This window comes from Rhodopirellula islandica (genome assembly GCF_001027925.1).
GTDB classification, from domain to species: Bacteria; Planctomycetota; Planctomycetia; order Pirellulales; family Pirellulaceae; genus Rhodopirellula; species Rhodopirellula islandica.
In genome coordinates, this window is sequence record NZ_LECT01000025.1 from 76,077 (window position 1) to 99,622 (window position 23,546).

At 57.2% G+C, this 23,546-nt stretch carries 20 protein-coding genes; 10 read left to right on the forward strand and 10 right to left on the reverse strand.

Translation table 11 applies throughout. The annotated features are described in order from the left end of the window. Nucleotides 1-76 precede the first annotated feature (76 nt). A complete protein-coding gene (locus tag RISK_RS12495) occupies nucleotides 77-469 on the forward strand; it encodes a helix-turn-helix transcriptional regulator (RefSeq protein WP_047814641.1) in 393 nt (130 codons plus the stop codon). Between the two features lie 91 nt (nucleotides 470-560). Here RISK_RS12495 and RISK_RS12500 read toward each other — a convergent pair whose 3' ends face one another. Continuing rightward, nucleotides 561-1,196 carry a response regulator transcription factor gene (locus RISK_RS12500; RefSeq protein WP_047814750.1) on the reverse strand — a complete coding sequence of 212 codons (636 nt, stop codon included), beginning with the start codon at nucleotides 1,194-1,196 and terminating at the stop codon, nucleotides 561-563. A 976-nt stretch (nucleotides 1,197-2,172) separates the two neighbouring features. Between RISK_RS12500 and RISK_RS12510 the strand changes: the two genes are divergently transcribed. The 7 genes from RISK_RS12510 to RISK_RS12540 all read left to right on the forward strand — a co-directional run bounded on the left by RISK_RS12510 (nucleotide 2,173) and on the right by RISK_RS12540 (nucleotide 9,586). Continuing rightward, a complete protein-coding gene (locus RISK_RS12510) occupies nucleotides 2,173-3,387 on the forward strand; it encodes an AAA family ATPase (RefSeq protein WP_047814751.1) in 1,215 nt (404 codons plus the stop codon). 142 nt (nucleotides 3,388-3,529) lie between these two features. Continuing rightward, nucleotides 3,530-4,870 carry a CpaF family protein gene (locus tag RISK_RS12515; RefSeq protein ID WP_102017582.1) on the forward strand — a complete coding sequence of 447 codons (1,341 nt, stop codon included), beginning with the start codon at nucleotides 3,530-3,532 and terminating at the stop codon, nucleotides 4,868-4,870. After that, complete coding sequence (locus RISK_RS12520; RefSeq protein WP_047814644.1) at nucleotides 4,867-5,811, forward strand: type II secretion system F family protein; 945 nt, start codon at nucleotides 4,867-4,869, stop codon at nucleotides 5,809-5,811. The genes RISK_RS12515 and RISK_RS12520 overlap by 4 nt, the downstream gene beginning before the upstream one ends. Nucleotides 5,812-5,813: 2 nt before the next feature. Beyond that, nucleotides 5,814-6,749, forward strand: coding sequence for a type II secretion system F family protein (locus RISK_RS12525; protein WP_047814645.1), 936 nt, complete (start codon nucleotides 5,814-5,816; stop codon nucleotides 6,747-6,749). Next, nucleotides 6,746-7,210, forward strand: a complete 465-nt coding sequence (locus RISK_RS12530; protein ID WP_083434946.1) for a TadE/TadG family type IV pilus assembly protein — start codon at nucleotides 6,746-6,748, stop codon at nucleotides 7,208-7,210. The genes RISK_RS12525 and RISK_RS12530 overlap by 4 nt, the downstream gene beginning before the upstream one ends. A gap of 9 nt (nucleotides 7,211-7,219) precedes the next feature. Beyond that, nucleotides 7,220-7,696 carry a TadE/TadG family type IV pilus assembly protein gene (locus tag RISK_RS12535; RefSeq protein WP_047814646.1) on the forward strand — a complete coding sequence of 159 codons (477 nt, stop codon included), beginning with the start codon at nucleotides 7,220-7,222 and terminating at the stop codon, nucleotides 7,694-7,696. Nucleotides 7,697-7,849: 153 nt separating this feature from the next. Continuing rightward, nucleotides 7,850-9,586 (forward strand): pilus assembly protein TadG-related protein, encoded by a 1,737-nt coding sequence (locus RISK_RS12540; RefSeq protein WP_236696251.1) that lies wholly within the window; start codon nucleotides 7,850-7,852, stop codon nucleotides 9,584-9,586. Nucleotides 9,587-9,658: 72 nt separating this feature from the next. Here RISK_RS12540 and RISK_RS12545 read toward each other — a convergent pair whose 3' ends face one another. From RISK_RS12545 to RISK_RS12565, 5 genes are all read right to left on the reverse strand, one after another. Continuing rightward, on the reverse strand, nucleotides 9,659-11,557 hold the full coding sequence (locus RISK_RS12545) for a prenyltransferase/squalene oxidase repeat-containing protein (protein ID WP_047814647.1): 1,899 nt from the start codon (nucleotides 11,555-11,557) through the stop codon (nucleotides 9,659-9,661). 18 nt (nucleotides 11,558-11,575) lie between these two features. Next, nucleotides 11,576-11,974, reverse strand: a complete 399-nt coding sequence (locus RISK_RS12550; protein ID WP_047814648.1) for an ExbD/TolR family protein — start codon at nucleotides 11,972-11,974, stop codon at nucleotides 11,576-11,578. Then, the gene (locus RISK_RS12555; RefSeq protein ID WP_047814649.1) at nucleotides 11,974-13,041 is read right to left on the reverse strand and encodes a MotA/TolQ/ExbB proton channel family protein; all 1,068 of its coding nucleotides are present in this window, start codon (nucleotides 13,039-13,041) and stop codon (nucleotides 11,974-11,976) included. Before RISK_RS12555 ends, RISK_RS12550 begins: the two co-directional genes overlap by 1 nt. Beyond that, complete coding sequence (locus tag RISK_RS12560; RefSeq protein WP_047814754.1) at nucleotides 13,038-15,002, reverse strand: tetratricopeptide repeat protein; 1,965 nt, start codon at nucleotides 15,000-15,002, stop codon at nucleotides 13,038-13,040. The genes RISK_RS12555 and RISK_RS12560 overlap by 4 nt, the downstream gene beginning before the upstream one ends. Nucleotides 15,003-15,118: 116 nt before the next feature. Then, nucleotides 15,119-16,279: a DegT/DnrJ/EryC1/StrS family aminotransferase gene (locus tag RISK_RS12565; protein ID WP_173442655.1), complete on the reverse strand. Its 1,161-nt coding sequence runs from the start codon at nucleotides 16,277-16,279 to the stop codon at nucleotides 15,119-15,121. A gap of 175 nt (nucleotides 16,280-16,454) precedes the next feature. Between RISK_RS12565 and RISK_RS12570 the strand changes: the two genes are divergently transcribed. Both RISK_RS12570 and RISK_RS12575 read left to right on the forward strand, forming a co-directional pair. Beyond that, nucleotides 16,455-17,366 carry a hypothetical protein gene (locus tag RISK_RS12570; protein WP_047814651.1) on the forward strand — a complete coding sequence of 304 codons (912 nt, stop codon included), beginning with the start codon at nucleotides 16,455-16,457 and terminating at the stop codon, nucleotides 17,364-17,366. 84 nt (nucleotides 17,367-17,450) lie between these two features. Beyond that, nucleotides 17,451-17,918, forward strand: a complete 468-nt coding sequence (locus RISK_RS12575; protein WP_047814755.1) for a hypothetical protein — start codon at nucleotides 17,451-17,453, stop codon at nucleotides 17,916-17,918. Nucleotides 17,919-18,856: 938 nt separating this feature from the next. Here RISK_RS12575 and RISK_RS12580 read toward each other — a convergent pair. From RISK_RS12580 to efp, 4 genes are all read right to left on the reverse strand, one after another. Then, nucleotides 18,857-20,221, reverse strand: coding sequence for a sulfatase (locus RISK_RS12580; protein ID WP_047814652.1), 1,365 nt, complete (start codon nucleotides 20,219-20,221; stop codon nucleotides 18,857-18,859). A 358-nt stretch (nucleotides 20,222-20,579) separates the two neighbouring features. After that, entirely contained in the window at nucleotides 20,580-21,425 is an 846-nt protein-coding gene (locus RISK_RS12585) for a sugar phosphate isomerase/epimerase family protein (protein ID WP_047814653.1), read from the reverse strand. A gap of 76 nt (nucleotides 21,426-21,501) precedes the next feature. Beyond that, complete coding sequence (mgtE, locus tag RISK_RS12590; protein ID WP_047814654.1) at nucleotides 21,502-22,851, reverse strand: magnesium transporter; 1,350 nt, start codon at nucleotides 22,849-22,851, stop codon at nucleotides 21,502-21,504. A 97-nt stretch (nucleotides 22,852-22,948) separates the two neighbouring features. After that, the gene (gene efp / locus RISK_RS12595) at nucleotides 22,949-23,518 is read right to left on the reverse strand and encodes an elongation factor P (protein WP_236696252.1); all 570 of its coding nucleotides are present in this window, start codon (nucleotides 23,516-23,518) and stop codon (nucleotides 22,949-22,951) included. Nucleotides 23,519-23,546: the final 28 nt, after the last annotated feature.

Genomic DNA, 23,546 nt, shown 5'->3' on the forward strand with positions numbered 1-23,546 from the left:
TGCGAGGCACGCCGTGGCGTGCTTGGCTTTTCACCACCGATTTCGAAGGGAACCGCGGCCCAGGCGGAATGGATCCATGGCAGCGAAAAAAGTCACTCGTGGCAGTCGAGCAACACGGTCGCCGAAACCCGACGCCAAATCCAACGTGGCGAAGAAGGCGATCTCGCTGAAGCAGAACACAGCGGAAACACGCCCCGCCGCACGGTGGACGTTTCTGACCAATCACGCGCACGTGTTGATCGTCTTGCACGCCCAACCCGATCAGGTTCTTCGCGAGGTCGCGGTTCAGGTGGGGATCACGGAACGAGCGGTTCAGCGAATCGTTCAGGATTTAGAAGACGAGGGCTTCATTCGTCGAGAGAAGGTTGGCCGCAAGAATCACTACGAGGTGCTGACTGACCAAGCGTTGCGGCATCCGATCGAAGCCCATCGTCACATTGGTGACCTTCTCAAATTGATCACGGGATGATCGAAATGGGAGCGTTCGAAAGGCGGCGTGGTGGAGGATCACGCTGCGATGATTGACGTTGCAACGGTTTGGACCCACGCGGCGGTTGTCGTCAAGCAGCGTCGCATGAAGACGTGTCGAGCAAATCTTGTTTGTTGGCGATCAGGCAGACGACTTGGATGAACGAATCGACATGCATCTTTCGCAGAATATTGGCGCGATGAGCTTCCACTGTTTTGACTGAGATATCAAGTTGGGATGCGATTTGTTTGGACAGCTTTCCATCCATCACCAAAGTCAAGATTTCGCGTTCCCGTGGGCTCAATGAATCAACGCGTTTCAGAAGACTCTGATCGGTTTGCCATCTCAGACGCCGCTGTTGATCTTGCTTCATTGCCTCGCGAACACGAGCAATGAACAACCCACCATCCAGTGGCGTGTCAAAGAAGTCTTGGGCGCCGCTTCGCATTGCCCGAGCTAAGTCGCAGGTTCGAGGTTCGCCACCCACGATGATGTAGGGTGGGCAGTAACCTTTCTCGCTAATCTGTTCTGCGAGTGTGATGCCTGCGACCAAAGAATCGCTCAGGTCCAACACCATGCATCCGGGGATGTCAGGGTTGTAAGTCTCGTAGAACTGGCTGGGGTGGTCGAACGAAACAACTGCCATACCATTCGATCGCAACAAAGTTGAAACCGAGTCCCCACGCGAGGGAGATTCTCGAATCAGAAAAACAGTGGACTTGTTCACGTGAGTGCCCCTGATCAGTGAAGTGCGTAACGGATTTTCCGCACCGAGATGATTGTTGTCGCCGTTGCGTTTCAAGTGGGGGCATTCACTTGAAACGCATGTTCTCAAAGGACTGTTGTCGATTCGATACACGGGTCGCAGTAGTGGCCTTATCGGCACCGCCCTCGAGAGGCGAGATTAAAAATGCACCTATTGAAAGAAAAGGAAGTCGTCTGGTGGTCCCAAAGTCGCATGCGGGGGACGAGGCGGATTGGGGGGCGTGCCATTTGTGATTTTGCGCTAAGACGCATGTTGTCGGCACTCAAATGGGAGTTGGATGCTCGCTGCGACGCACTGCCGCGAACAAGAATCTCTGCGCCGATAATTCGAGGCTCAGCGAAGGAAACGCAAATGCGAAGTTCTTGTCGGAACCAACTTCGCATTTGCGGAGCGTGTTTGCGCAGGACCGCAAGTGGCTCACGGTCACATGTCGCTCCAAGCGGGAAATGGCTGCGGAGCGTTCCCCTCCTTTGTCATTCAGTGCAACCGTTATTCATGTGAGTTGACAAAGAACCGTTGGGCGGCGGACATCTTTCGAAACGCTGCAGCAGAGGGGACCGCTATCCACCCCCTTGAGGATGCGAGGATGCCGCCGTTCTCAAACGGCCCAGGCCAAGTGGCTTGAGTGACATCTCAACTTCCAAATCGTTTCCACTGGATCTTCTGTCCGTGGGAGAGGCGGCAAACTCACACGAGAGAGGGGGGCTGCGCAATGGGGTGCAGGCGTCCGTTATGAGTTGAGAATGAAGGCGTCATGCCGTGTAGGGAGAACTACCAGGGGGTTTCCCTATGGGTAAATTGAGCCGCGAAAGGCGTCGTGTGAGGGGGGAAGGTTCTAGGGTTGTTAGCCAACGAATGGAGTCGCCGGCTATCACGCCCTACCTATGAGTGATGCGATTGAAATGATTTCACCGCGTCCTGAATGAACAGTGACAACATGGAAACCTGGATCCTGCACGAATGCGATGACAAAGCGAATGCCCTTCAAAAGGGGATTCGAGACCTCGGATTGCAATGTCCACCCGAGCGATCGGTGGAACTCTGCCCAGAAAGCGATGCGACCGTTGACCCGTTCAGCGGTGAACGTCTTGTCTTCCTCGTTGTGAATCAAATTCAGACGGAACACTTCACGGTGCTGCATGCTTTGAAGCATGCCGGCGATTGCAAAGTCGTTGTAGTAGCGACGGAGGTGAATCCCGATTCGATCTTGGAGTTGTTTCGTGCCGGAGCGACCGATTTTGTTCGCTGGGGCGAATCCTTGATTGATGAGGTTGGCAAGGTCATTTCGCGATTGCGATCGGAAACGGTTCACAAGCGATGTGACGGCAAGATGCTGGCGGTCATCCCGACGGCGTCCATCAGCGATTCCAATCTTTTGTCCTGCAACTTGGCAGCCACCATTGCTGGTCAGTTGGGCGAATGTTCGCTGATTGATATGCGGGTCGGCGGGGGCGACTTGGCCGCGATGTTGAAGTTGGAACCGGAGCACACGCTGCGATCGCTTTTGAACCAAGATGATGGCGTGGATCAATCGATGGTGGAACAAGCCATGGCGTGTCATCCCTCCGGCATCAAGCTGTTGGCCAGCCCACCGATCTGCAGTCGGATGAGTGAGTTGAAGTCAGAGTGGTGCGAGACCATTCTCAACATGGTTTCGGCGGGCCACACCTGCTCGGTCGTGCATTTGGACGATCCGATTCAAGCCGAAGACCTCGGAGTGTTGGAATCGTTTGACGCCATTGTGCTGGCCACTCGACTCGACATTGTTTCGTTGCTGAGGACGAAAGAGTACCTGCGGTTTCTAAAGTCGAAGCAGAAGTCCGACGCTTCGATTCATGTGATTGCGATGGGGACGGGACACGCCGGCGAGCTCCCGGTCAAGTCCGTTGAAAAGCTTTTGAAACTCAACGCAATTCACACGATTCCGGACGATCCCGTTGCGGTGACGATGTCGTTGAACATGGGCAACCCGATCGTCTTGGAGTCATCTTCGTCACCCATTGCAAAAGCGATCCGGGAGGCGACATGGACCATTCCGACGATTCGTGATTTGGTACGACCCGACAACCTGTGCCCGCCTCCGCGACCGAAGGGGTTGCTCAACAGCATTGGACTTTCCTTGGTGTCCGGGCTGATGCCGCAGACGCACTAGATCTGTCCGAGCCAGTCTGCGGAGAAGCGGTCCGTCTGCTTTCACTGGCTCGAACAAATCGGGTGCGCAGTCACTTTCCTTTCGCCGACCACCATTTCATTTCGTTGCGACGGACCGCTTCCAACTCCAAAGGAGAACCATGATGATTCGATCAGCAACGATTGATCCCGAAGCCCGTGAGAATCGGTTTCAACAATTGAAAGCCGAGATTCACGAAAAGCTAATCAGCGGGATCGACATGGCCGTTTCACGGTCAGTCAAAGAAGACCGTCTGCGAGAAGAATTGCGGCGTGGTGCCGAGCATTTGTCTCGCATGCACTCCGATCTGCTATCGCAAGCGGAACGTCAGCGACTGATTGATGAATTGGTGGACGAAACGATGGGGTTGGGACCTCTGGAACCGTTGATGAGAGACCCCACGATCTCAGACATCCTGGTCAATGGACCGGATTGTGTTTACGTCGAACGAGGCGGCGTGTTGGAGCCAACGCCGATCAAGTTTCGCGACAACGATCACTTGGTCGACATTGTGCGGAAAATCGCGGGCCGCGTGGGACGAAGAATTGACGAGTCCAGCCCAATGGTGGACGCACGATTGTTGGACGGCAGTCGATTGAACGCGGTGATTCCACCGTTGGCGTTGGACGGTGCGTTGGTTTCGATTCGTCGATTTTCGGCCAAACCGATCACGGCCAAGTCGTTGATTGAATCGAACTCGGCCACGCCGCTGATGTTGGAGTTTCTAGCCGCCTGCGTTCAAGCCCGAATGAACATCTTGATCTCGGGAGGGACGGGCAGCGGCAAGACGACTCTCTTGAATTTGCTGTCAGCGTTTGTGCCCAAGGAAGAACGGATTGCCACGATCGAAGACGCGGCGGAATTGCGTCTGCAACAACCTCATGTTGCCCGGATGGAAACTCGCGCATCCAACTTGGAAGGCCGAGGGCAAGTGACGTCTCGGGATCTGTTGTGCAACGCACTTCGAATGCGACCCGATCGCATCATCATGGGTGAGTGCCGAGGTGCCGAGGCATTTGACATGTTGCAAGCAATGAACACGGGACACGACGGTGGAATGTCGACCATCCACTCGAACGATGCTCGGGAAGCGATTCATCGATTGGAGATGTTGGTCAGCATGGCGGCGACGGATTTGCCCATGTGGTTCATCCATCGGCAAATCGCTTCGGCGATTCACATCGTTGTCCACGTCACGCGGATGCCGGGCGGTGAACGCAAAATCGTTCAGATATCAGAAGTCACCGGTGTGAACGGAGAAACGGTCAACATGCATGACTTGTTTGTCTATCGGCAGGCGGGAGTGGATGACGAAGGTCGGACCCAGGGGCGTTTTGAGGCGAAGGGGATCATTCCCCAATGCCTGGATCGCTTGGGACGCGCCGGTCGGAAATTTGCCCCGTCCAGTTTTCGGGAAACGATCACTGCCGATGAACGAGTCAACGGTTTGCGGAGGTCACGATGATCACTTGGTTGATATTCATTGGCATCTTCTTCATCGTCGCGATCATGGTCTTCGGGGCCAGCACGGTGTTGTATCAACAGGTGCTGCGATACCAATTTGGAATTCACGAGCGATTGGCAACACTCAGCCGTGAGTTGGATGAAACTGACTCGGCATCGTTGTTCAAAGAGTGGTCGCAATCCGGTTCGAACAGCATGTTTCAGGGATTGTTCCGAGGCTCCTCGTTACCAACTCTGTTGAACCAAGCGGGGATTCCGTGGACCGTGAAGCGATGGTGGATCACCGTTTCGGTGCTGGCGTTGGTGAGTGCGATGTTGGGGGCGTACTGGGACATCCGTCTGGGAATCGCGACGGGATTGATTGGGATGATGTTGCCGTTCGTGTTTCTATTCGCCAAGCAAAACGCAAGGAACCAGCAACTCAGTCGGCAATTGCCGGAAGTCTTCCAGTTGATCAGTCGCGCCGTTCGGTCGGGGCAGACAGTGACCTCGGCGTTGCAAATGATCGCCGAAGATTGTCCCTCACCCATTCGAGAAGAGTTCGCTCTTTGTTACGAGCAGCAAGAACTGGGAATGTGGCGTGAGCTCGCGTTTCGAAAGCTTGCCGAGCGAAACCAGGTGATGGAGCTTCGGATCTTTGTTGTCGCTTTGTTGGTGCAGAATCGATCGGGAGGTGACTTGGTCGAGTTGCTCGACAACCTGTCCAAGATGGTGACCAAGCGTTTGCGACTGCGAGATCGGATCAAGGCGTTGACGGCAGAAGGCCGGATGCAGGCCTTGGTTCTGATGGTGCTGCCATTTGTTGCTTTGGGAGCCATCGTTTTGTTTTCGCCTGAATACGCGGAAACGCTTTTGGAACGTCCTCGGTTGCTTGTTGCGACCGGTGTGTCGCAAGGCATTGGTGCGTTGTTGATCCGTCGAATCGTCCACTTTGAGTATTGAATATGTTTGGTTTTTTGATGGGGACGCAGTGGATTGCGATCGGTGGCATCTTTGCGACCGTGTCGGTTCTGATCTACCTGGCATTTTTGCTGTGGGATCCGTATTGGCGGATCGTGGATGGCCGTGTCGCCGAAATGGCTCGCGAGGATGAGTTGGAAGACGTCGGTCCCGGAGACTCATCGGACTTCGGAGCCTCCAAAGAAGCGGCCAAGAGTGGGGCGTCTTGGTTCAGTGGCCAAAACAGCCTGAACCTTGAGAGTCAGCTGATCAACGCAGGGATTCATCATCGCGGTATGCATCGCAAGCTGTCGGTGCTGCGTTGGTTGTTGCTGTTGGTGCCACCGCTCGTTCTGGGATCGCTTTGGTTCCGAGGGGACCTGCCGCTGAACTGGGCGGTGCTGGCGAGTTCGCTGTTCATGTTGCTGGCGTACTCCTTGCCAGTCATGTGGCTGAACCGAGCCGTCAAAAAGTATCACCAAATGCTACGAGCGGCGTTGCCCGATTTCCTGGACCTGATGGTGGTCTGCTTGGACGCTGGGTTGAGTCTTCAAGAGAGTGTTAAACAGGTGGGAGAAGAGTTGCGTTGGATTCATCCCGGGTTCACTCACGAAATCGATTTGGTCCAACACGACATTGATCTTGGTTCACCGGTCGACAAAGCGATCCGTCGGTTCGCGGATCGATCGGGCTACGATGCACTTCGCACCCTGAGTTCTTTGATCCGTGAGGGCCAGCGTTTCGGGACGAACGTTTCTGAATCGTTGAGCGGGCACGCTGACATGTTGCGATTTCAACGTGAACAAGCCGCCGAAGAGAACGCACAGAAGGCGTCGGTGAAGATCATTTTGCCGACAATGCTGTTCATCTTTCCGGCGATCTTCATCGTGTTGGTCAGTCCGGCGGCATTCAAGATCCAGGAGGCGTTTGCGGGGCAATGAAAGTTCTGGAAATGAGGTGGATCCATCGCCGCAGGGGAAAAATCGGCGACGCACCAGGCCAACGTGCCGGCGCAACCGCGACCGAATTTGCGATCGTGTTGCCGATGTTCTTGTTGCTCGTGTTCGCCTGTTGCGATTTCGCGAGAGTCATTCAGTTTCGGCAATTGGTCGCCAACGCAGCTCGCGTCGGAGCGACGCGAGCTGCGTTGAATCGGTTCACCGAGGCAACCGAAGCCGATTGGCGAAGCGATGTGGTGGATGTGATGCGAGAAGAACTGAGCAATCTTGCCTCGGTCGATCCGGCGGATTCCGTGATCGGCGTTTCTTTTCGTGAGCTACCCAGTGGCGTCCGGGTGGTGGAAACAGAAGTGACGGTGCCGTTTCGAACCGTGGTTCAGTGGCCGGCACTTCCCAAGGAAATCCAAGTTCATCACCACGCCGAATTTCACCAGTTTCGATAGGGATGTGGCATGATTGTTTCAAAGCAACGACGGTCGATTCATGCGTTGGGAAACCGACGACGCGGAGCGAGCATGGTGGAAGCCGTGTTCACATTGCCGATCTTCTTGTGGGGATTGTTTGCGATGCTCGATCTCGGCATTGCGGCGCTGCGAATGAATGCGTTGTCGGATGCGGCTCGTCGTGCTGGCCGGAGTGCGGTCATTCATGGATCGATGGTTCCCGAACGCAGTGGAAGTTGGGGGCCAGCGGCTTACAGCGGTGCGGTCGTTGACGCGTCCGAAATGGTGGCCTCGTTGCAACACTCGATTCCAACGATGGAACCGGAAGACGTCAGCGTGCAAATGACTTGGTTGGATGGCGACAATCGGCCAGGAGACCGAGTTCGAGTTCAGCTGGAATATCGACACACGTCGATTGTTCCCGGCATTTTGCCATGGGGCCCGTTTGACTTGGAAGGCTCGTCGACCATGACGATTGTCAACTAGGTCGACCGTGCTTTCGTTTTGAATCTCCCTTGTCGAAAGTCTTGCCGATTTTCGCTACCAGCCACTCCAACTTGACCAGGTCGTTCCATGTGCCATTTGAAAGCTGCCAATCCTTGTGATCACGACGCTGTTTCATTCAACAAGTCGGCTGGGATGCGTTGCAAACGCGAGGGGAAGATCTTGGTGTCGTTGGCGATTCTGTTGCCAACTCTGTTTGCATTCACCGGTCTGGTCTTCGATGGCGGGTTGATCGCAACGGATCAGTGGGTGCAGCAGCACGCGACCGATTCGGCCGCCACCGCCGCCGCACTGAACCTGCTAGCGGGACGGGCTGATCAGATGTCGGCCGTTGCCGCCGATGTGGTTGCGAATGGTCATGCACTTGGGGCGGCCAACGTGGTGGTTCATCGGCCGCCTTCGGAAGGTGCCTACCAAGGAGATTCAAACTACGTTGAGGTCGTCACCTCGGACACGTATGGTTCGCGATTCATCAACTTGTTCGGCGGTTTGCGAGAGCATCCGATGGTAACGCGATCGGTTGCGGGAGTGGACTCGGTCAACCCCGGGGCCGCGATTGTGATTTTGGATCCCGACCCGGCACCCCTCTCGATCGCCGATTTGCCAACGTTGTTGCAGAACCTGGGGCGTCTCGAACTGCAAAGTTTGGCTGTCAATCAATTTGAATTGGGGCCGATCCTTTCGACGGTCCCGTTGCTGTCGGGCGTGGTCAATGGCCTGCTGCAGAACGAATTGCTGCAGGGCGTGATGGAGGCGACGGCGGAGATCCTCGACGAAGTTGTTTCCAATGCCTTGTCGCTGCATTTGCCAGCACTCACAGCAGGACTTGAGATTGAAGGGCTGGGATGCTTGGAGGTCGATGGATCCGTGCATGTCAACAACACTTGGGGAGGCGTCAACGAACGTGGCAAGTGCGTTGGGATTGATTTTGGTTACCCACACGGAATCGCCTGCATGCCGTTGTTGTCGACCACACGCTTGAAGGCCGAGCACATTCGGGTGGTTGGCGGAGTGGATCGCGAGTGGTGTTATTTGCCGTTCGAGACGGGTGAAAGTTCACCGCTGCAAGCCAATCGTTCCCCTGTGCCCAATCCACTGGAAGGTTTGCCGTCGCCGTTGTTGAGTGGTGGGGTGGGCGGCGTGTCAGCTCCGGACACGGACATTGTCAGCGTCACGTTGTCCGCGAGCGGCGCGGAGGTGGTGCTGGACGAAGTGTTAGGAGGATTGTCGTTCTTGTTGCAGCCTTTGTTCGACACGGTGCGGGATCCCATTGAACATGTCCTGTGCAACACAACCTTCTCGCCGGGCGTGTATCGATCGATGACCGTGATCGCTCCCACAGGTGGCGTCACGTTTGAACCCGGTGTGTATGTGATTTGTGGAAAGAACCCCGTCACGGAGATTTCGCTGTGCTTGCTAGGGCCGATCCAGGCAGAGGGCGTGATGTTCTACATCACCGATGCGGCCGCCTTCGATTCTGCGGGCAACTTTGTTGACGAGGCAAGTGGGGACGGCGACCCGCCGGCTCACGGGACCACCGACATCGTGCCGAGCGTCGTGATCGCGCCTTTGTTGCCAGGCGGAAAGTTGACGGGCGTGAATCTGCCGGGCAGTCCGTTGGACGAAATGTTGATCTTTCAACATCCAACGGATCGGAGGCCTATCGTGATGGAGTGCCAGCAGCTGATCGGCAACAACGATCTGGCGGGCACAATCTATGCGAAGTGGGGGCACGTCCTATTGGTTGGAGCCGCTGCGGAATACGACCTCAAGATTGCAGCGGGAACCGCTCGAGTGGTCACGCTGGGAACCACCCGGCTGGCTCCGAAGAACTTGTTCTCAGCGGCCCAGGATGTCTTCTTGGTTGAGTGATCCGGTGGGGCAGAAGCTCCAGTTGCAATCGTTTGGGCTGCGAATCATTGGAGGTGTCGATCGAGCCAAACACTACTCGGGTCGGCGAGAGTGTCGGTAGTAGCTTTCCAGGCACAGCGTTGCCATCGAGGTGGTGTAAACGGTGCCGCCGTAGCCGCCCCACAGGGATTGATCGGACCAGGACCCGTCGGGCAACTGCGTGGAAAGCAGACGTTGCTTGAGAGCTGCATTCCAGGTTTCCCAGGCGTCGTCCTGCAGTTGGTGCAGCGCCATCGTGGCGTAGTACCAGTAGTAATAGTTGTCGGGGCCTTGGCCGGGCAAGTTGGCCAGCAAGACCGATTCGGCTTCGCGGATCGTGGCGTCGGGAAGTTTTTGCCCGATCAACAAACGAGTTGCCAGGGCCTCCGCCGTCATCGTTGGAGATGTGGGTTCGCCCGGACGATAGCAAGCTTGCCCGCCGGCATGACCACGTCGAACGGAATCCAAGAAGCGGGCGATGCCGTCGGACATGCGACGATTGAGAGGGGCGGCACCCGAACGATCTGCCGAGTCGATCAGGAGGGCTTGCCATCCAAGTTGGCTGAGGTCGCCGGCGTCGCCACGGTTGTACCGCCATCCACCGGTGACAGGATGTTGCATCGAACGGGTGTAGGCAACCGCGCGGCGAGCGGCTTCCATGGCGGAAGGATCGGCGGTCATGGCAGCGGTTTCGGCAAGAGACAGACCTGCCATCGCGTGGCTGTAGTGTGCCGCGTAGACGGATGCATTGCTGGCCAGGGATCCATCGGCGCGTTGCCGTGACAACAGGAATGCGAGGCCACGGTAAACCGTGTCGCGATGCTCGCCTTCTTGATGGGTGTGGCCAGAGCCCAGCATGGACAGCAAGGCCAGCCCCGTGATCGCGGTCTCGGCATTGCGACCCGCGCCGCCGCGATGCAATCCCAGGGGCGCACGCTCTTGACCGGCACCGGTTGTTTTGGGGTCCCAGGCTCCGTCGCTGCGTTGCTGCGATGCCAAGTACTTCAGTGCCGCTTCAACAGCGGCCTCTGTGTCGGCGTCGCCACCATTTTGAATCAGGGCATGTGCTTTGGCCGCTCCGGATCGTGAGGCGAAGTCTTCATCGATCGTTCCGGCGGAAGGTTGCTTGGGCAGGGAGGTCGCTGGACGAACCGAGGCGATCTTGGCGATGGCATCGGTCTCGGTGGAGCGAATGGTGTTGGATTCGCCAGCCTCGGATGGCGGGGCAGCCATTTCTGGTGCAGATGGTTGAGTGGGTTCCTGATCGGGTTCCGCGATGGGATCTGCCAAGGCCGTTTGCAACCAATCGTCGATGTTGGCATCGAGAACGTCGGCCGGGACGGTTTCACTTGACTCGGTCGGCGCGGGTTGCGTGGGGATCGCGGCGGAAGCAAGGACGGCGGGCATCGATGGCAACGGGATCTCCGTGGGCGGCGGAGTGGGATCGGATTCCGGTTCGGAGGCGACCTCGTCAGCCGCGAGTGACTCGGACGATTCCGCTTCGATCTCGCGTTCCGGGATCAATGGCTCGGGCAATTTGAGCGCTGCCAGCGGCGATGGTTCGGCGGGTGCTTCCGAGGAATCCTGCAGCGTTTCCAACATCTCGGGATCGAACATCGACACGGCAATGTCAGCCGCACCAGCGTTGGCGTCGGAATCAGACGCCGGGCCGCCACCGGACCAAAACACAGACAGTTTGGGCACGTAGAGGATCAACACGCCGTGCAAGACAACGGACGAGATCAAACAAACGATCGCCGCACCCCGACCGCTGGCTTTGCGGCGGCGGAACAGAACGATCGTGATGATCAAGAAGGTCACCGCGATAAGGGCGACCACCCGCACGATGTTGGGGTCGGCCCAGAGGGTTTCCAAGTTGTCCCACGAAGCGACCGGCGGCGCTTCGGATGCGTCGGCGACCGGGATCATCGGTGTGGAGGAAACGGTTGGCATAAGCGGATCAAAAACGGGTTAGCGTCGTTCGCTGACGCCCATCTTTTGCACGCCGGCGAGTTCAATTTGACGCATGACTTTCACGACGTGGTGAAGCGAACTGTCGCTGTCGCCACGCACCGAAACTTGCAGGCCGGGATAGACCGAACGTTGTTGCTTCAAAGTTTCTGTCAATTGTTCGGACGACATCGGAGTGCCGTCCAACATTAGCGAACCGTCGTTGCGAACTTCGACAATCCGTTGATCGGGTGTGCGGGCCATCGACTGCATGTCGGCAGAAGCCACATTGACTTGCACGCCACTGTCGCTCGCGTCCATCTTGCTGCTGACCATGAAAAAGATCACCAGCAGGAACACCACATCGATCATCGGTGTCAGGTTGATCGTGGCCTCTTCGGTTCCGCGATTGCGTTTCATCAGGCGGCCCGTCGTTTACGAGGAGCCTTGGCCGTGCCTGCGTTTTCAAGTCCTTCGGCGGAAATGCAATCGATCACTCGTTGGCAGAGTTTGTCGATTTCGCCGAGGTAGCCATCCGATTTGGCCCCGAAGTACATGTAAGCCAAGTACGCAGGAATCGCGACGCTGAGTCCGCCGGCGGTGGTCATGAGCGCGGTACTGATTCCCGAGGCCAGCAAATCGCTTTCGCCCGCACTGGGGTCAGCAATGGTTTCGAAGGCTTGGATCATTCCCAGGACGGTGCCGAGCAATCCGATCAGCGGTGTCACGTTGCTGATCGCATGAAAGACTCGCAGGAAACGACGCAGTGAATCGCCCACGCGATCGCCCGCATCGATCACAGCTTGTTCGATTTCCATCATCGGTCGGCCCCATCGACGGACCGCGGCATGAAAGACTTCTGCCACCGGGCAATCGAATTCGTCACAGATCGAAGTGGCTTCTTCATAGCTGAGTTGGCCGTCTTCGACGCATTCGGTGAATCGACGAACGAATGGTTTGGGGATCACGCGACTGCGACGCAGTGCGATCATGCGTTCCATCGACAGACCCAAGACAATCAGTGAGCAGACCGCCAATGGGATCATCAGCATGCCGCCTTCAGCGATCTTGCTGATGAATGCGGGTGGTTCCCAACTGGCTTCGGATCCATCGGCAGCTTCGCCTTCTCCCGCAAGTTGATCCGTCGCGGGGGCTTCTGGGATCGACATGCCACCCGCGTTGCCGCCGGGGGTGTTCGATGCGATTTGGGCGACCGGTTGGGAGGCACCAAATTGCCCCCCGCCAAAGGAGTTTTGAGTTCCGCCGGAGTTGTACGGGGTGTTGTAGTTGTTGCCGAACCCGTTGTTGCTTCGCGGTTGGTTGAAACCTTGGTTGCCGTAGTTTTGAGCGATGACGGCGCCATGCCAGTTCGACCAAATCGACAACCCAATCGTCAGCACGACGACCGGTAAAAATCGCGACGCGACCGCGAGCGTTGGACGCACCCGGTTGGCGTTGGGACGAGTCTCGTTTCGATGTGAATTCATCGTCGAAGTGGGGATTCAGAGGAGGCGTCCGGTGACAACGCGGCCAATCGGCGGCGGGCTCCGGTCGCATGTTGGCTGTTCGCAAAGCGACGCACCAAAGTGGAATAGCAGACGGCGGCTTCGCGTGTCCGCCCCAATTGTTCAAAGGATTTGCCGGCTTGCACCAGGGCCGCGGCGGTCCATTGGCCTTCGCCACCGATGCCTTCGACCAATCGGTAGGCATCGATCGCTTCGCCAAAACGTTCTTGCATGTAGTAGGTTTCGCCAATCATCCATTGAGCTCGGCCGCGAGCGTCTTCGTCGGCTGACCCGAGTCTCACGACGCTTTCGAGCAGCGAACGCCCGCGGTCAAAATTCAATTGGCGAATTTCCACGTCAGCGGCCAGCAAGTTCACCAAGGCCGACTGAGGCGAGGTGGGGGAGATGGCTGCACGAGCGGCGGCGAGTCGCTGGGCGGCTTCGGTGATCGACCCGGATGAGGAGGCGGTTTCGGCCAGGCGAAGCAGGGTGGGGAAGTCCTCCGCCCCACCTTCGTCGACGATGCGTTGCCACCATTTCAGCGACGACTTGGCATCGCCGGTTTGCAACAGGGCTTCTGCGAAGAGACGTTCGACGTGCAAGTTGCGTCCGCGAAGTTGGGACGTTTGTTCGTTTCCATCCAAGTACGCTTCTTCGTCTTTGGCGGCCATCGCGAGAATGGACCAGTTCGAGCTTCGGCCCGCCCAGCGGCAAGCCGATTCGCGAACACCGGCCGTGATGACGGCTTCGGCGTCTTGGTCCGATTGCGGGCTGCTGGCGGCGACGGGTGAGATCCAACGCACTGCGATTCGTTGCGCGGCTGCATCTTGGTCGTTGCGAGTCAGGTGTTCGAGGATCGCGGCGGTCGTGTCGCCCGATTCGTCGCGGGTCGCGATCGCATTGGCAAACGCTTGCTCCGCATCGGCGTGCACTTGTTCGGCGGACACCAACAACCCAATGGCGGAAGGTTTCAGCATCGATGTGAATTGGGGCGAGGCAACGAGTCGATCAGCGTGCTGGATCAAATGCTCTGCCAGTGGACCGTCGCACGGTTCCAGTGGATGGTTGTTGCAGTGCGAGACAATGGCTTGCAGGCAGGCCCCCGAATCCGGATGTTGAGAGAGCAATTGCTGCAGTGTTTGATCCGCTGCGTCGGATTTTCCGGTCCGAAATTGACAGGACATCTTCATCAGCAACGCGGATGGCACATCCGCGTGGTCCGCATGGTGCTGCAAGAACTGGTCGATGGCAGTCAAGGCAGCCAGGTCGTCTTCGCCCGACATGGCGGTGCACCAAGCCAGTCCCAATCGGGCGGTGGCCAGTTGAGGGCTGTCGCCGCTTTCGATGACCATTTGATAGGTCGATTGTGCTTGGTCGAGATGGCCTTCGTCCAGCAATCCCGAGGCGACGGTCATGCAGGTCCCCGTCCATTCCGGGGTGGTCACGCCGAACTGGTGGACTTCGTTGAGCCAGCGGTGTGCGTCCATGTGCCGGCTGGAACGAGACAGGCCGTTGGCGGCGCTCAGCAACAAATTGGCGGCTTGATCCGCGGTCAGCGCATCAGGGTCGTTTTCTTTCAGACGCATCACGGCGTAGGCGGCCATGTCGTGCACGTCCGCTGCACTTTCGACTTGGTTGCCGGTGGCGTCCAAGCGGCGAGCCAATTGAACCAACGCGGCGATGGATCGAATCGAGGAACTCTCGTTGGCGGCGATGGTGCGCGCCGTGGAAAGCGCTTCTTCCCAATCGGCACCGTGCGTTTGTTGCAAAAGCAGGCCTGTGGCGGAGGCCAGTTTGGACTCATCAGCGAGGGCGAACGAGGGCACCAACAACGCGCTCAAGATCACCAACGCACCCAGCCGTTTCCAGCGAGACGCCCTTGGAAAGGGACGTGACGTGTTTCGGAGGAAGAGAAGGTTCGACTGATTGTGAGTCACAGTCATGGCTGAATCGAAAGATCGAGAGGAGGGATTCAGAGAGCCGTCTTGGATGAAGATCGGGCGAGGCTCCAGAAGTCCGGTGACTTTGGAGACTCGCCCGTTCAGAGATTCTGCTTCGTTCAAGCCGCGGCGCGGTTGGCTTGTTGGAAGTACGACGCCACCGACTCGACAACGCGAATTTGTTCCGCTTCGGTCAACGATGGGAAGATCGGCAGGTTCAGCACTTCCGCGCTGGCCGCTTCGGTGTGTTTCAATCCGTCGTGGCGGAAAGGGACGTCTTGGAAGCATTCTTGGTGATGCATCGGCACCGGATAGTAGATCTCGGATCCGATACTGCGCTCCGATAAATGAGCTCGCAAAGCATCTCGACGGCCGCCGGGAACTCGCAGGGTGTACTGGTTCCAAACGTGGCGAGCGTGGGGGTCGTGGTAGGGCGTGACCAACTGGTCATCGCTCACCAAACCGGCTTCCGTTAGCAAACGGGTGTAGCGATTGGCGTTGATTGTGCGGGCTTCCACGGCGGCATCGAGATGACGCAGTTTGACGCGAAGGACGGCGGCTTGGAACGTGTCCAAGCGGCTGTTGATGCCGACGACTTGGTGGTAATAACGCGGACGCATGCCGTGACCTGCGAACAATCGCAGACGATCGGCAAACCCGGCGTCCGTTGCGGTCAGAATTCCGCCGTCACCCATCCCGCCAAGGTTTTTGGTGGGGTAGAAGCTGAAGCAACCAACGGTCCCCCAGTTGCCGGCAGGCCGGTCCTTGTAGGCGGCACCGATGGCTTGAGCGGCATCTTCCACGACGGGAATCTTGTGCTCGGCCGCGATTTCGCAGATCCGATCGATTTGGGCACACTGACCGAACAAGTGAACCGGAATAATCGCGGCTGTTTTTTCGGTGATCAACGACGCGATTGATTCTGGATCGACGTTGTAGGTATCGGGTAGAATGTCAGCAAAGACCGGCGTCGCACCCAGTCGGGTGATGCAGCTGACCGACGCGAAAAACGTGAAGCTGGGCACGATGACTTCGTCGCCCGGTTGAATGTCCAGGGCCATCAACGCCAGCAATAAAGCGTCGCTTCCGGAGGCACATCCGACCGCGTTGGGCGTTTGAGTGTAAGCTGCCACTTCGTTTTCCAACTCGGTGACATCCGGGCCAAACAGGAAACGGCCGCTGTCGAGCACTTCGGTCAACGCTTCGAGAAACTCGTCGCGGAGCGGGGCGTTGTCGCGATTGACATCCAGCAGAGGGACGCCGGGGGTACCAGCAGTCATGGCGAGACTCTTCCGTGAAATTGATGCGGGATAGTCGAAAGTCCATTTTCGACCGTGTCGACGCACTGACGCGTTGAAACACTTCTGCTTCAATACGGTGCTCCCACATCAAACGTCAAGACCGACCCACCGACGACGCACTCCAAGAATCTCCCCACAATTTCACGAAAACCACATGGCGAAGAACAAAAAAGCCAGAATCCCACACAAATTTCTGCCCTGGATAACAATCCGGAAACAATACAGTTTGACGCACGCCGAGGTCCAAATGGCTCGGGAATTGGGGCTGGAACCACGCCGATTTCCTAGCTACTCGAATATCAAGGACCAGCCTTGGAAAAAGCCCCTGAAGGAATTCATCGCCGAGTTGTATTTGAAGCAAACCGGCCGGGAGCAACCTGAAACGGTGCATTCGATGGAGGACTTGGCCGCTCAGCATGTCGCGCGTCGATTGGCCAAAAAACAAGAGAAACAAGAGCGATTGGCCGCGGAAAAGTTCGCGGGCGACGATTCCGAATCGGTTTGGCCGAGCTCGGAACCCGAAGCAACCATTCAGGCCGCAGGCGAGCCGGGTCCGGCTCCCGTGGCCGAAACCAACCCCGATCCGGTGGGCGAACCGGTTGCCGAAGTTTCACCTTGGGAGGCGAAGCCAGAGCTTTCTGTGTTCGATCCTGAGTCGGAAGCAGTATCCGAGCCCGAGGCGCCCGTCGTGGAAGCGGCGACCCCTGAAGCTGAGCGAGAAGCTCAACCGGTCGCTGAAGTGCCGGTTGCTGAAGTGCCGGTTGCTGAAGTGCCGGTTGCTGAAGTGCCGGCAGATGTGCTTCCAGCCGCCCCGGAACCGCCGGCCGTGCCGGAACCCGCATCCGTGCCGGAACCCGCATCCGAGCCGGCACCTGCAGTCGAGCCCGAACCAGCCGCTGAGCCTGAATCCGCAATCGAGCCCGAGTCGCCCGCTGCACCCGCACCGGCGGAGGAAGTCCCTGCGGCTCCACTCAGCCCTTGGGAGGCCGCGCGAGCCCGAATGAAAGCCAAATCGGCGGCGAAACCCAGCGATCCGGATTTGACATCGGGCCCCCCCACGACTTAGCTTGAACGTTCGCAAACTGCGTCCATTCGCCGCTCGACGATTTTCGGCGGCGATCCGTTTCCTTTGATTGGAAAGAGTCAAACGATGGCTAAACGTTGGATCTCAGCTCTGGCTGTCCTGTTGGTCGCCGCCACCACCGTGGTCGCCGCCGATGTTGCCGAGAAAGCGGTGGACCTGAAAGACGTCAAATGCGTCGTCGCACCTCGCGACGCCCAGGCCAGCAAATCGGCGGAGTACAAAGAAGGCAAGGTGTTCTTCTGTTGCAACGGCTGTGCAGGCAAGTTCGCCAAGACGCCCGAGACGTTTTCAACTCAGGCCAACCGTCAACTGGTGCAAACCAAGCAGTACGAACAGAAAGCCTGCCCCTTCAGTGGCGGCGACCTGAACGCCGAAACACTCATCACGGTTGACGGTGCCAAAGTCGCTTTCTGCTGCAACAATTGCAAAGGCAAAGTCGAAAGCACCGAAGACAAGAAGCAAGCTGAGTTGGTTTTCAACGACAAAGCGTTCAGCAAAGGTTTCCAAAAGAAAGCCGAAAAGACCGACGATTGATACAACGTCGCATCAATCCAAACAACGAAACCCAGTTGGAATTCCCAACTGGGTTTTTTCGTAGCGACGGTTCTTTCCTGTCACCTGCTCCGCAAATGCGGTTTCGCCGACTGATCCGAATCGCGAGAGAGGGTGCGTGTATTGGCGGATTCAACATGTTGGAAGATTGAAGTTGAGTTCTGGACAACGGGTGAGTCTCAGCGTTCCCGCGTCTCACCGCCTCTGCGTCAAAACCAAATCGCCTCCGCGCCGTCCCTCTGGACCCGCCCGCATTCCCCGCCAACCGTTGAGGGTGCCGGGAGCATACGCCCACCTTCGAGGCTTCATGCCTTCGGCAAAGGCTGACCTTGGGGTGAAACCCCAAGGCTTTCGGCTGCCGTCGCTCCGTGACTGGTTGTGCGTGTTGGGGTGGGAGCCAACAACCGCGGAGCGGCGGCAGACGTGAATCTTCAGAAGGTGCCTGGCACCTTTCGGAGCTGTGGGAACTCCCGAGAGCCTGGACTGCGGTCGCTGCTGCGCGTTGCCGGTTGACAGCAGGACGCCCACCTTTGAAAGACGCACCCGTCGCAGATGCGCCACAAGCCCAACGGGCGGATCCTACTCTAGCCCAGGGCAACGCCTGGGCTGATAAAAATGTTGGCAGGATGGTAAGTGTGCGAACCGAATGCAACTCATTGAAAAAGTTAAATTGACAATTGAAAAATGCAAATTGATGCGATTTTATCCACGCATTCCGGCATTTTACAATTGTCAATTTGCACTTTAACTTTTTCAATAGCGACAAACGCCGTATGAATACCATTCGTCGGAAACCGCCCAAACCGCCTGGTTGATTTCATCTTCATCAGCCCAGGGCAACGCCCTGGTTTTATGCCGCCTTCTGCAAGCTGCAGGGAAGTCGCGATCAAGGCGTGGATTCGGCAGGGATGCCGGTTCGGTTAGCGCGTGGGCTTCACGGCATCCTTCGGCAACCATTTCGCCAGCTCGTCCTTGACGATTTGGAGCTCCGGTTTGCCAGCCAAATTCTCGTACTCGTACGGGTCGTTTTGGCTGTCGTACAGTTCCTCGTCCCCGTTGGCGTATCGGATGTAGCGATACCGTTCGCTTCGCACCGCGTGATTCTCGTACCCGTGCGTCGTGATCGCGGGAACATTCCACTCGGAGGTCGGGTTCTCCAGCAACGATGTGATCTCACGACCTTCCACGTGATCCGGGATGGGAAGGCCTGCCAATTGGCACAGCGTTGGATAGACCGACATCAAATCGACGGTTCGTTCGCAAAGCGTTCCGGGAGACGTCATTCCAGGCACGACCCAGATCATCGGGGTTCGCGTTGGTTCTTCCCACAGAGCGAACTTGCGCCAGTGTTGTTTTTCGCCGAGCGACCAACCGTGGTCGGTCCACAGGACCAGGATCGTGTTGTCCTTTTGCGGGCTGCTTTCATACGCATCAAGCAACCGGCCTAGGTTCATGTCGGTGTAGGCACAGGTCGCAAGGTAGGACTGGATCGCAGCCTTCCAGCGGCCAGATTCCAAGAATTTCTTATGGTCTTTGTCGGCACCAGCCATCCGCAGACCGGCTGGGGGCAAATCATCCAGGTCGTTTTCGCGGTGGGGCGGCAGCTGAATCGAATCCAGAGGAAACGCGTCGTAGTACTTTCTGGGAGCAACAAAGGGTAAATGGGGTTTGTACAAACCGCAGGCGATGAAGAATGGTTGGTCGGATCCCTCATTCAATCGATCAATGCAATAGTTCGTGGTGTGCCAATCGATCAGGTCCTCATCCTGCAGGTCGGGATGGACTTTGTCATTGTGAAATCCATCCATCTTTTGAACACCGGGACCGTTCGAAGACAAACCTTTTTTGGACATGTAAGCGGTCCATTCGGAGGGATGGTAGTCCATCGAATGATAAATCTTACCCGCACCAAAAACGTTGTATCCCGCTTTCAGGAATTGAGCGGACAGGCCATCGCCCGCGGGTTGGTACGTCTTCCACTGGTCGCCATTCTTGTAGCAACCGGTTGTCCAAGGGCGACGCCCACCCATCAACGCACATCGAGATGGTTCACAAGCGGGAACGGCACAGTAGGCGTTGGTGAACGCCACGCCCATCTTGGCCAGTCGATCAAAGTTGGGCGTTTGAGCTTGAGGATTCCGCCCCATGAACGTCAACCAATGATTGAGGTCATCGACGGCGACCATCAAGACATTGGGGGGCTTCTTCGTCTCGTTCTGGGCAGAGACGGCGCTGCTTGCTTGCCAAACAAGCAGAAAAACCAGAGTTGGAAGGACACGAGACATTGGAAGACCTCTCCTCGGATGGGGATTTTGACGGGTGGAATGTGATCCCGGAAGTCGTCGGTTTGATGAGTGACTCATATGAGCGTGCTCGTCTACGTAGGCCGGATGAAGGAGGCTTTGCGACGCCCATCCGGCAATGACTTGCCTGGCAACGCCCGCTCATCTGCCGGAGCAGCGCCGAAGCGGCTTGATCCGGCCTACTTGGGAAATCGATCCCTCGTGAAATCGATTTCCTAAGGAAAGCCTCGCAAATACGACGTCTGTTGACTCTCTGTTTTCAGCGGCTCAGCAAAAGCCGCCCTGGGAGGAACCGAAAGGCTCGCGCCCTTCCGCGACCTCATTCGTTGTTCAAGCGACGCTAAACCAACACTTCGGCGCGAATCTTGGTGAGCAGTTCGATTGCGTCTCCGATCTCTGCCTTTTGACGCGTGGGGTCCTCCGGAATTTCGCGTTCGATCGTCAGGGGGCCGGCGTATCCAATTTCTCGAAGCGTCTGCAGGTAGGTTTCCATGCCGACGTCGCCTTGTCCCAGGGGGACTTCGCGTCCAAACGTGACGCCAGGCTGATCGCTCCACAGGCCGTCTTTGCAGTGAACGCTGCGGACATGGGAGCCCACTTTTCGAAGGGCTTCGATGGGGTCGCCGGATCCGTACAGAATCATGTTGGCGGGATCGAAGTTGATTTTCAGGTTGTCGCGTTCGACCGAGTCGATGAACGTCAGCAGTCCGTCCGCGGTTTCCTGACCGGTTTCCAGGTGCAGAAACTGTTCGTTGGATCGGCAGTGGTCGCACAGTTGCTGGGTGACTTCGACGATGCCTTCGTAGTCTTCATCGGATGGATCATGCGGAACAAATCCCACATGCAACGCCACGCAGTCAACGCCCAGCAAGCGAGCGAAGTCGCTGATTTCCATCATCTCTTTCAAGCGTGATTGGCGTGTCGCGGGTGGAACCAGACCGACGGTTTTGATCACGGTTGGAATGTCGGCGTAGCTTTCGCCCTCGAACCCACCGAAGACGGCGGTGCACTGGACGCCGTATTCATCCAACTGGGCTTTGAATTGTTGAGCGGCTTCGGCGGTTCGGTTGCCAGCGTGTGGGGCGTGCAGCTGAATCGTTGGCACTCCCAGTTCACGAATGACTGGCCAAGCGACTCCCAGTCCCGCGTCGATGGAAGCAAATACACCAAGGGGCCATGAAGACATAAAACGGTCCTTTCAGAGAGTAGGTCGAAGAAGTGTGAGGCGGGACGCGGAAGGGACTGCGTCTGCCGAGCCGTTCTCAGCCGAGCAGCACGCGAGCGACGTTGATGTAGATCACGATGCCTAAGATATCAACTATTCCGGCCACAAAGGGGTTGCTCATCAGAGCGGGGTCCAAACCCATTCGTTTGAATAAGATTGGCAGCGTGACACCGCACATGCAGCCGCAGAAGATGACTGACAACAGCGTGCAGGGAATCACGAGGGCTGCCCAGGCGGTCGGGGCAATTGCCAGAGCAACCAAAAAGCCGATCAGCGAGAGGAAGCTGCCCAGGAGCAACGAAACAACGAATTCCCGCGAAAGCACTCGCGGTAGATCGCTGTTCTTGACTTCGCCACCGGTCATCGCGGTGATGACCAAGGTTGCCGATTGGCTGCCCGAGTTGCCACCGGCGCTGATGATCAGCGGGATGAACCAAACCAGCCACGCGAAGGAATTCAGTTCATCCTCGTAGGCCCGCAGGGCAAATGCGGTCAGCAACGCGGCGAAGAATAGGATCGTCAACCAAATGCCGCGTTTGTACGACAGCTTGATCAACCCGATTCGCAGGAAGTCATCTTCCAGCGGTGCGACAGCGGCGATGCGCTGGGCATCTTCGGTCAATTCTTCTCGCACAACATCGATGACATCGTCGTGAGTGATGATGCCCAGCAACTGACGTCCCGAATCAACCACGGGAATGGCCAGCAAGTTGAACCGTTCGACTTTATTCGCCACGGACTCTTGGTCTTCGCCGACGAGCGCGACGACGACGTCGGTTTCCATCAAATCGCCCAGCGTTTTGGTGGTGTTGCTGATCGCGGAAACCAGTTGCCGAGCCGACACGATGCCGCGCAGCAAGTTGTTGTCGTCGACGACGTACAGGTAGTAAATCGTTTCCAAGTCGCTGGCTTGGCGACTGAGTTCTTCGAGCGCTTCGCGAGCGGTGAAGCGTTCGGCCAACTTGGCCACGTCGGTCGTCATCAACGAGCCAGCGGTGCCCTCGACATACGAACGCAATCGTTCGATGTCACGGCGATCGATCACCGGCAACAGCGGCAGGATCTTTTCGACCGTTGCCGTTGGCAAAGCGTGAATCAGGTCGACGCGGTCATCGGGTGGAATTTCCTCGATCAACTCGGCGGCTTGATCGGCCGGCTCCCGAGTCAACATGTTCAGCTTTCGGTCCTCTTCGAAGTAACCGAAAATCTCGGCTCGCCGGTAGGGTTCGGCGTGTTGCAACACCGCCCAGACCTCGGCGTCTTCCAGCCCTTCCATGAACTCGGCCGTGCGGCCAGGGTTCAGAGTCACGCAGAACTCCCGCAGGTCAGTCTCCTGACCGAGTTGCAGCATTTCGCGAAGTTCGGGCAGGAAGAGCGTGTTGACCATCTGGACCTCGAGAGACTGAATTCATCGAATCCGGTTGCGTCGGAACTGTTCCGAGCGTTGATTCCTCCCAGCAACCACGTTGCCGAATGAGGGGTCGTCAGTTGTTGACGCGTTCGACGTATTCGTTGTTGATGGTGTTGATCTTGATCACGTTGCCTTCTTTGATAAATCCAGGCACGTTGAACTCAGCACCGGTTTCGACGAGCGCGGGCTTGGTGACGTTGGTGGCCGTGTCGCCCTTGGTTCCGGGGCCACACTCAGTGACTTCCAGGTGCACGTGCTGAGGAGGCTCGACCACGATCGCGGCGCCGTTGTAAAGCGTCATCGAGCACTCGGTGCCGTCCTTGAGGTACTTCCAAATGTCGCCGGCGACGTCGTTGGGGACTTCGTATTGCTCAAAGGTGGTGCCGTCCATGAACACGTAGTCTTGGCCTTGGCGATACAAAAATTGCACCGTGGTTGTTTCCACGTCGGCGGCTTCGAGCGAGTCGCCGCCTTTGTACGTCCGGTCCAGCGAGGTGCCGCGAATCAAGTTTTTCATCTTGCACTTGTACATCGCGTTGCCCTTGCCGGGTTTGACGAAGTTCATTTCGGTTATCAAATAAGGTTCGCCGTCGATTTGAACCTTCAGTCCTTTGCGAAAATCGCTGGTGTTGTACGTTGCCACGGTGGGCTCCACTATCAATCGGAAAAGC

Coding starts and splice junctions, on each gene's coding strand:
- RISK_RS12540 (WP_236696251.1), top strand. CDS start 7,850: ATGCGTTGCAAACGCGAGGGGAAGATCTTGGTGTCGTTGGCGATTCTG.
- RISK_RS12555 (WP_047814649.1), bottom strand. CDS start 13,041: ATGAATTCACATCGAAACGAGACTCGTCCCAACGCCAACCGGGTGCGT.
- RISK_RS12585 (WP_047814653.1), bottom strand. CDS start 21,425: ATGTCTTCATGGCCCCTTGGTGTATTTGCTTCCATCGACGCGGGACTG.
- RISK_RS12570 (WP_047814651.1), top strand. CDS start 16,455: ATGGCGAAGAACAAAAAAGCCAGAATCCCACACAAATTTCTGCCCTGG.
- RISK_RS12535 (WP_047814646.1), top strand. CDS start 7,220: ATGATTGTTTCAAAGCAACGACGGTCGATTCATGCGTTGGGAAACCGA.
- RISK_RS12550 (WP_047814648.1), bottom strand. CDS start 11,974: ATGAAACGCAATCGCGGAACCGAAGAGGCCACGATCAACCTGACACCG.
- RISK_RS12575 (WP_047814755.1), top strand. CDS start 17,451: ATGGCTAAACGTTGGATCTCAGCTCTGGCTGTCCTGTTGGTCGCCGCC.
- RISK_RS12510 (WP_047814751.1), top strand. CDS start 2,173: ATGGAAACCTGGATCCTGCACGAATGCGATGACAAAGCGAATGCCCTT.
- RISK_RS12530 (WP_083434946.1), top strand. CDS start 6,746: ATGAAAGTTCTGGAAATGAGGTGGATCCATCGCCGCAGGGGAAAAATC.
- RISK_RS12525 (WP_047814645.1), top strand. CDS start 5,814: ATGTTTGGTTTTTTGATGGGGACGCAGTGGATTGCGATCGGTGGCATC.
- RISK_RS12560 (WP_047814754.1), bottom strand. CDS start 15,002: ATGACTGTGACTCACAATCAGTCGAACCTTCTCTTCCTCCGAAACACG.
- RISK_RS12580 (WP_047814652.1), bottom strand. CDS start 20,221: ATGTCTCGTGTCCTTCCAACTCTGGTTTTTCTGCTTGTTTGGCAAGCA.
- mgtE (WP_047814654.1), bottom strand. CDS start 22,851: ATGGTCAACACGCTCTTCCTGCCCGAACTTCGCGAAATGCTGCAACTC.
- RISK_RS12565 (WP_173442655.1), bottom strand. CDS start 16,279: ATGACTGCTGGTACCCCCGGCGTCCCTCTGCTGGATGTCAATCGCGAC.
- RISK_RS12495 (WP_047814641.1), top strand. CDS start 77: ATGGCAGCGAAAAAAGTCACTCGTGGCAGTCGAGCAACACGGTCGCCG.
- RISK_RS12520 (WP_047814644.1), top strand. CDS start 4,867: ATGATCACTTGGTTGATATTCATTGGCATCTTCTTCATCGTCGCGATC.
- RISK_RS12545 (WP_047814647.1), bottom strand. CDS start 11,557: ATGCCAACCGTTTCCTCCACACCGATGATCCCGGTCGCCGACGCATCC.
- RISK_RS12515 (WP_102017582.1), top strand. CDS start 3,530: ATGATTCGATCAGCAACGATTGATCCCGAAGCCCGTGAGAATCGGTTT.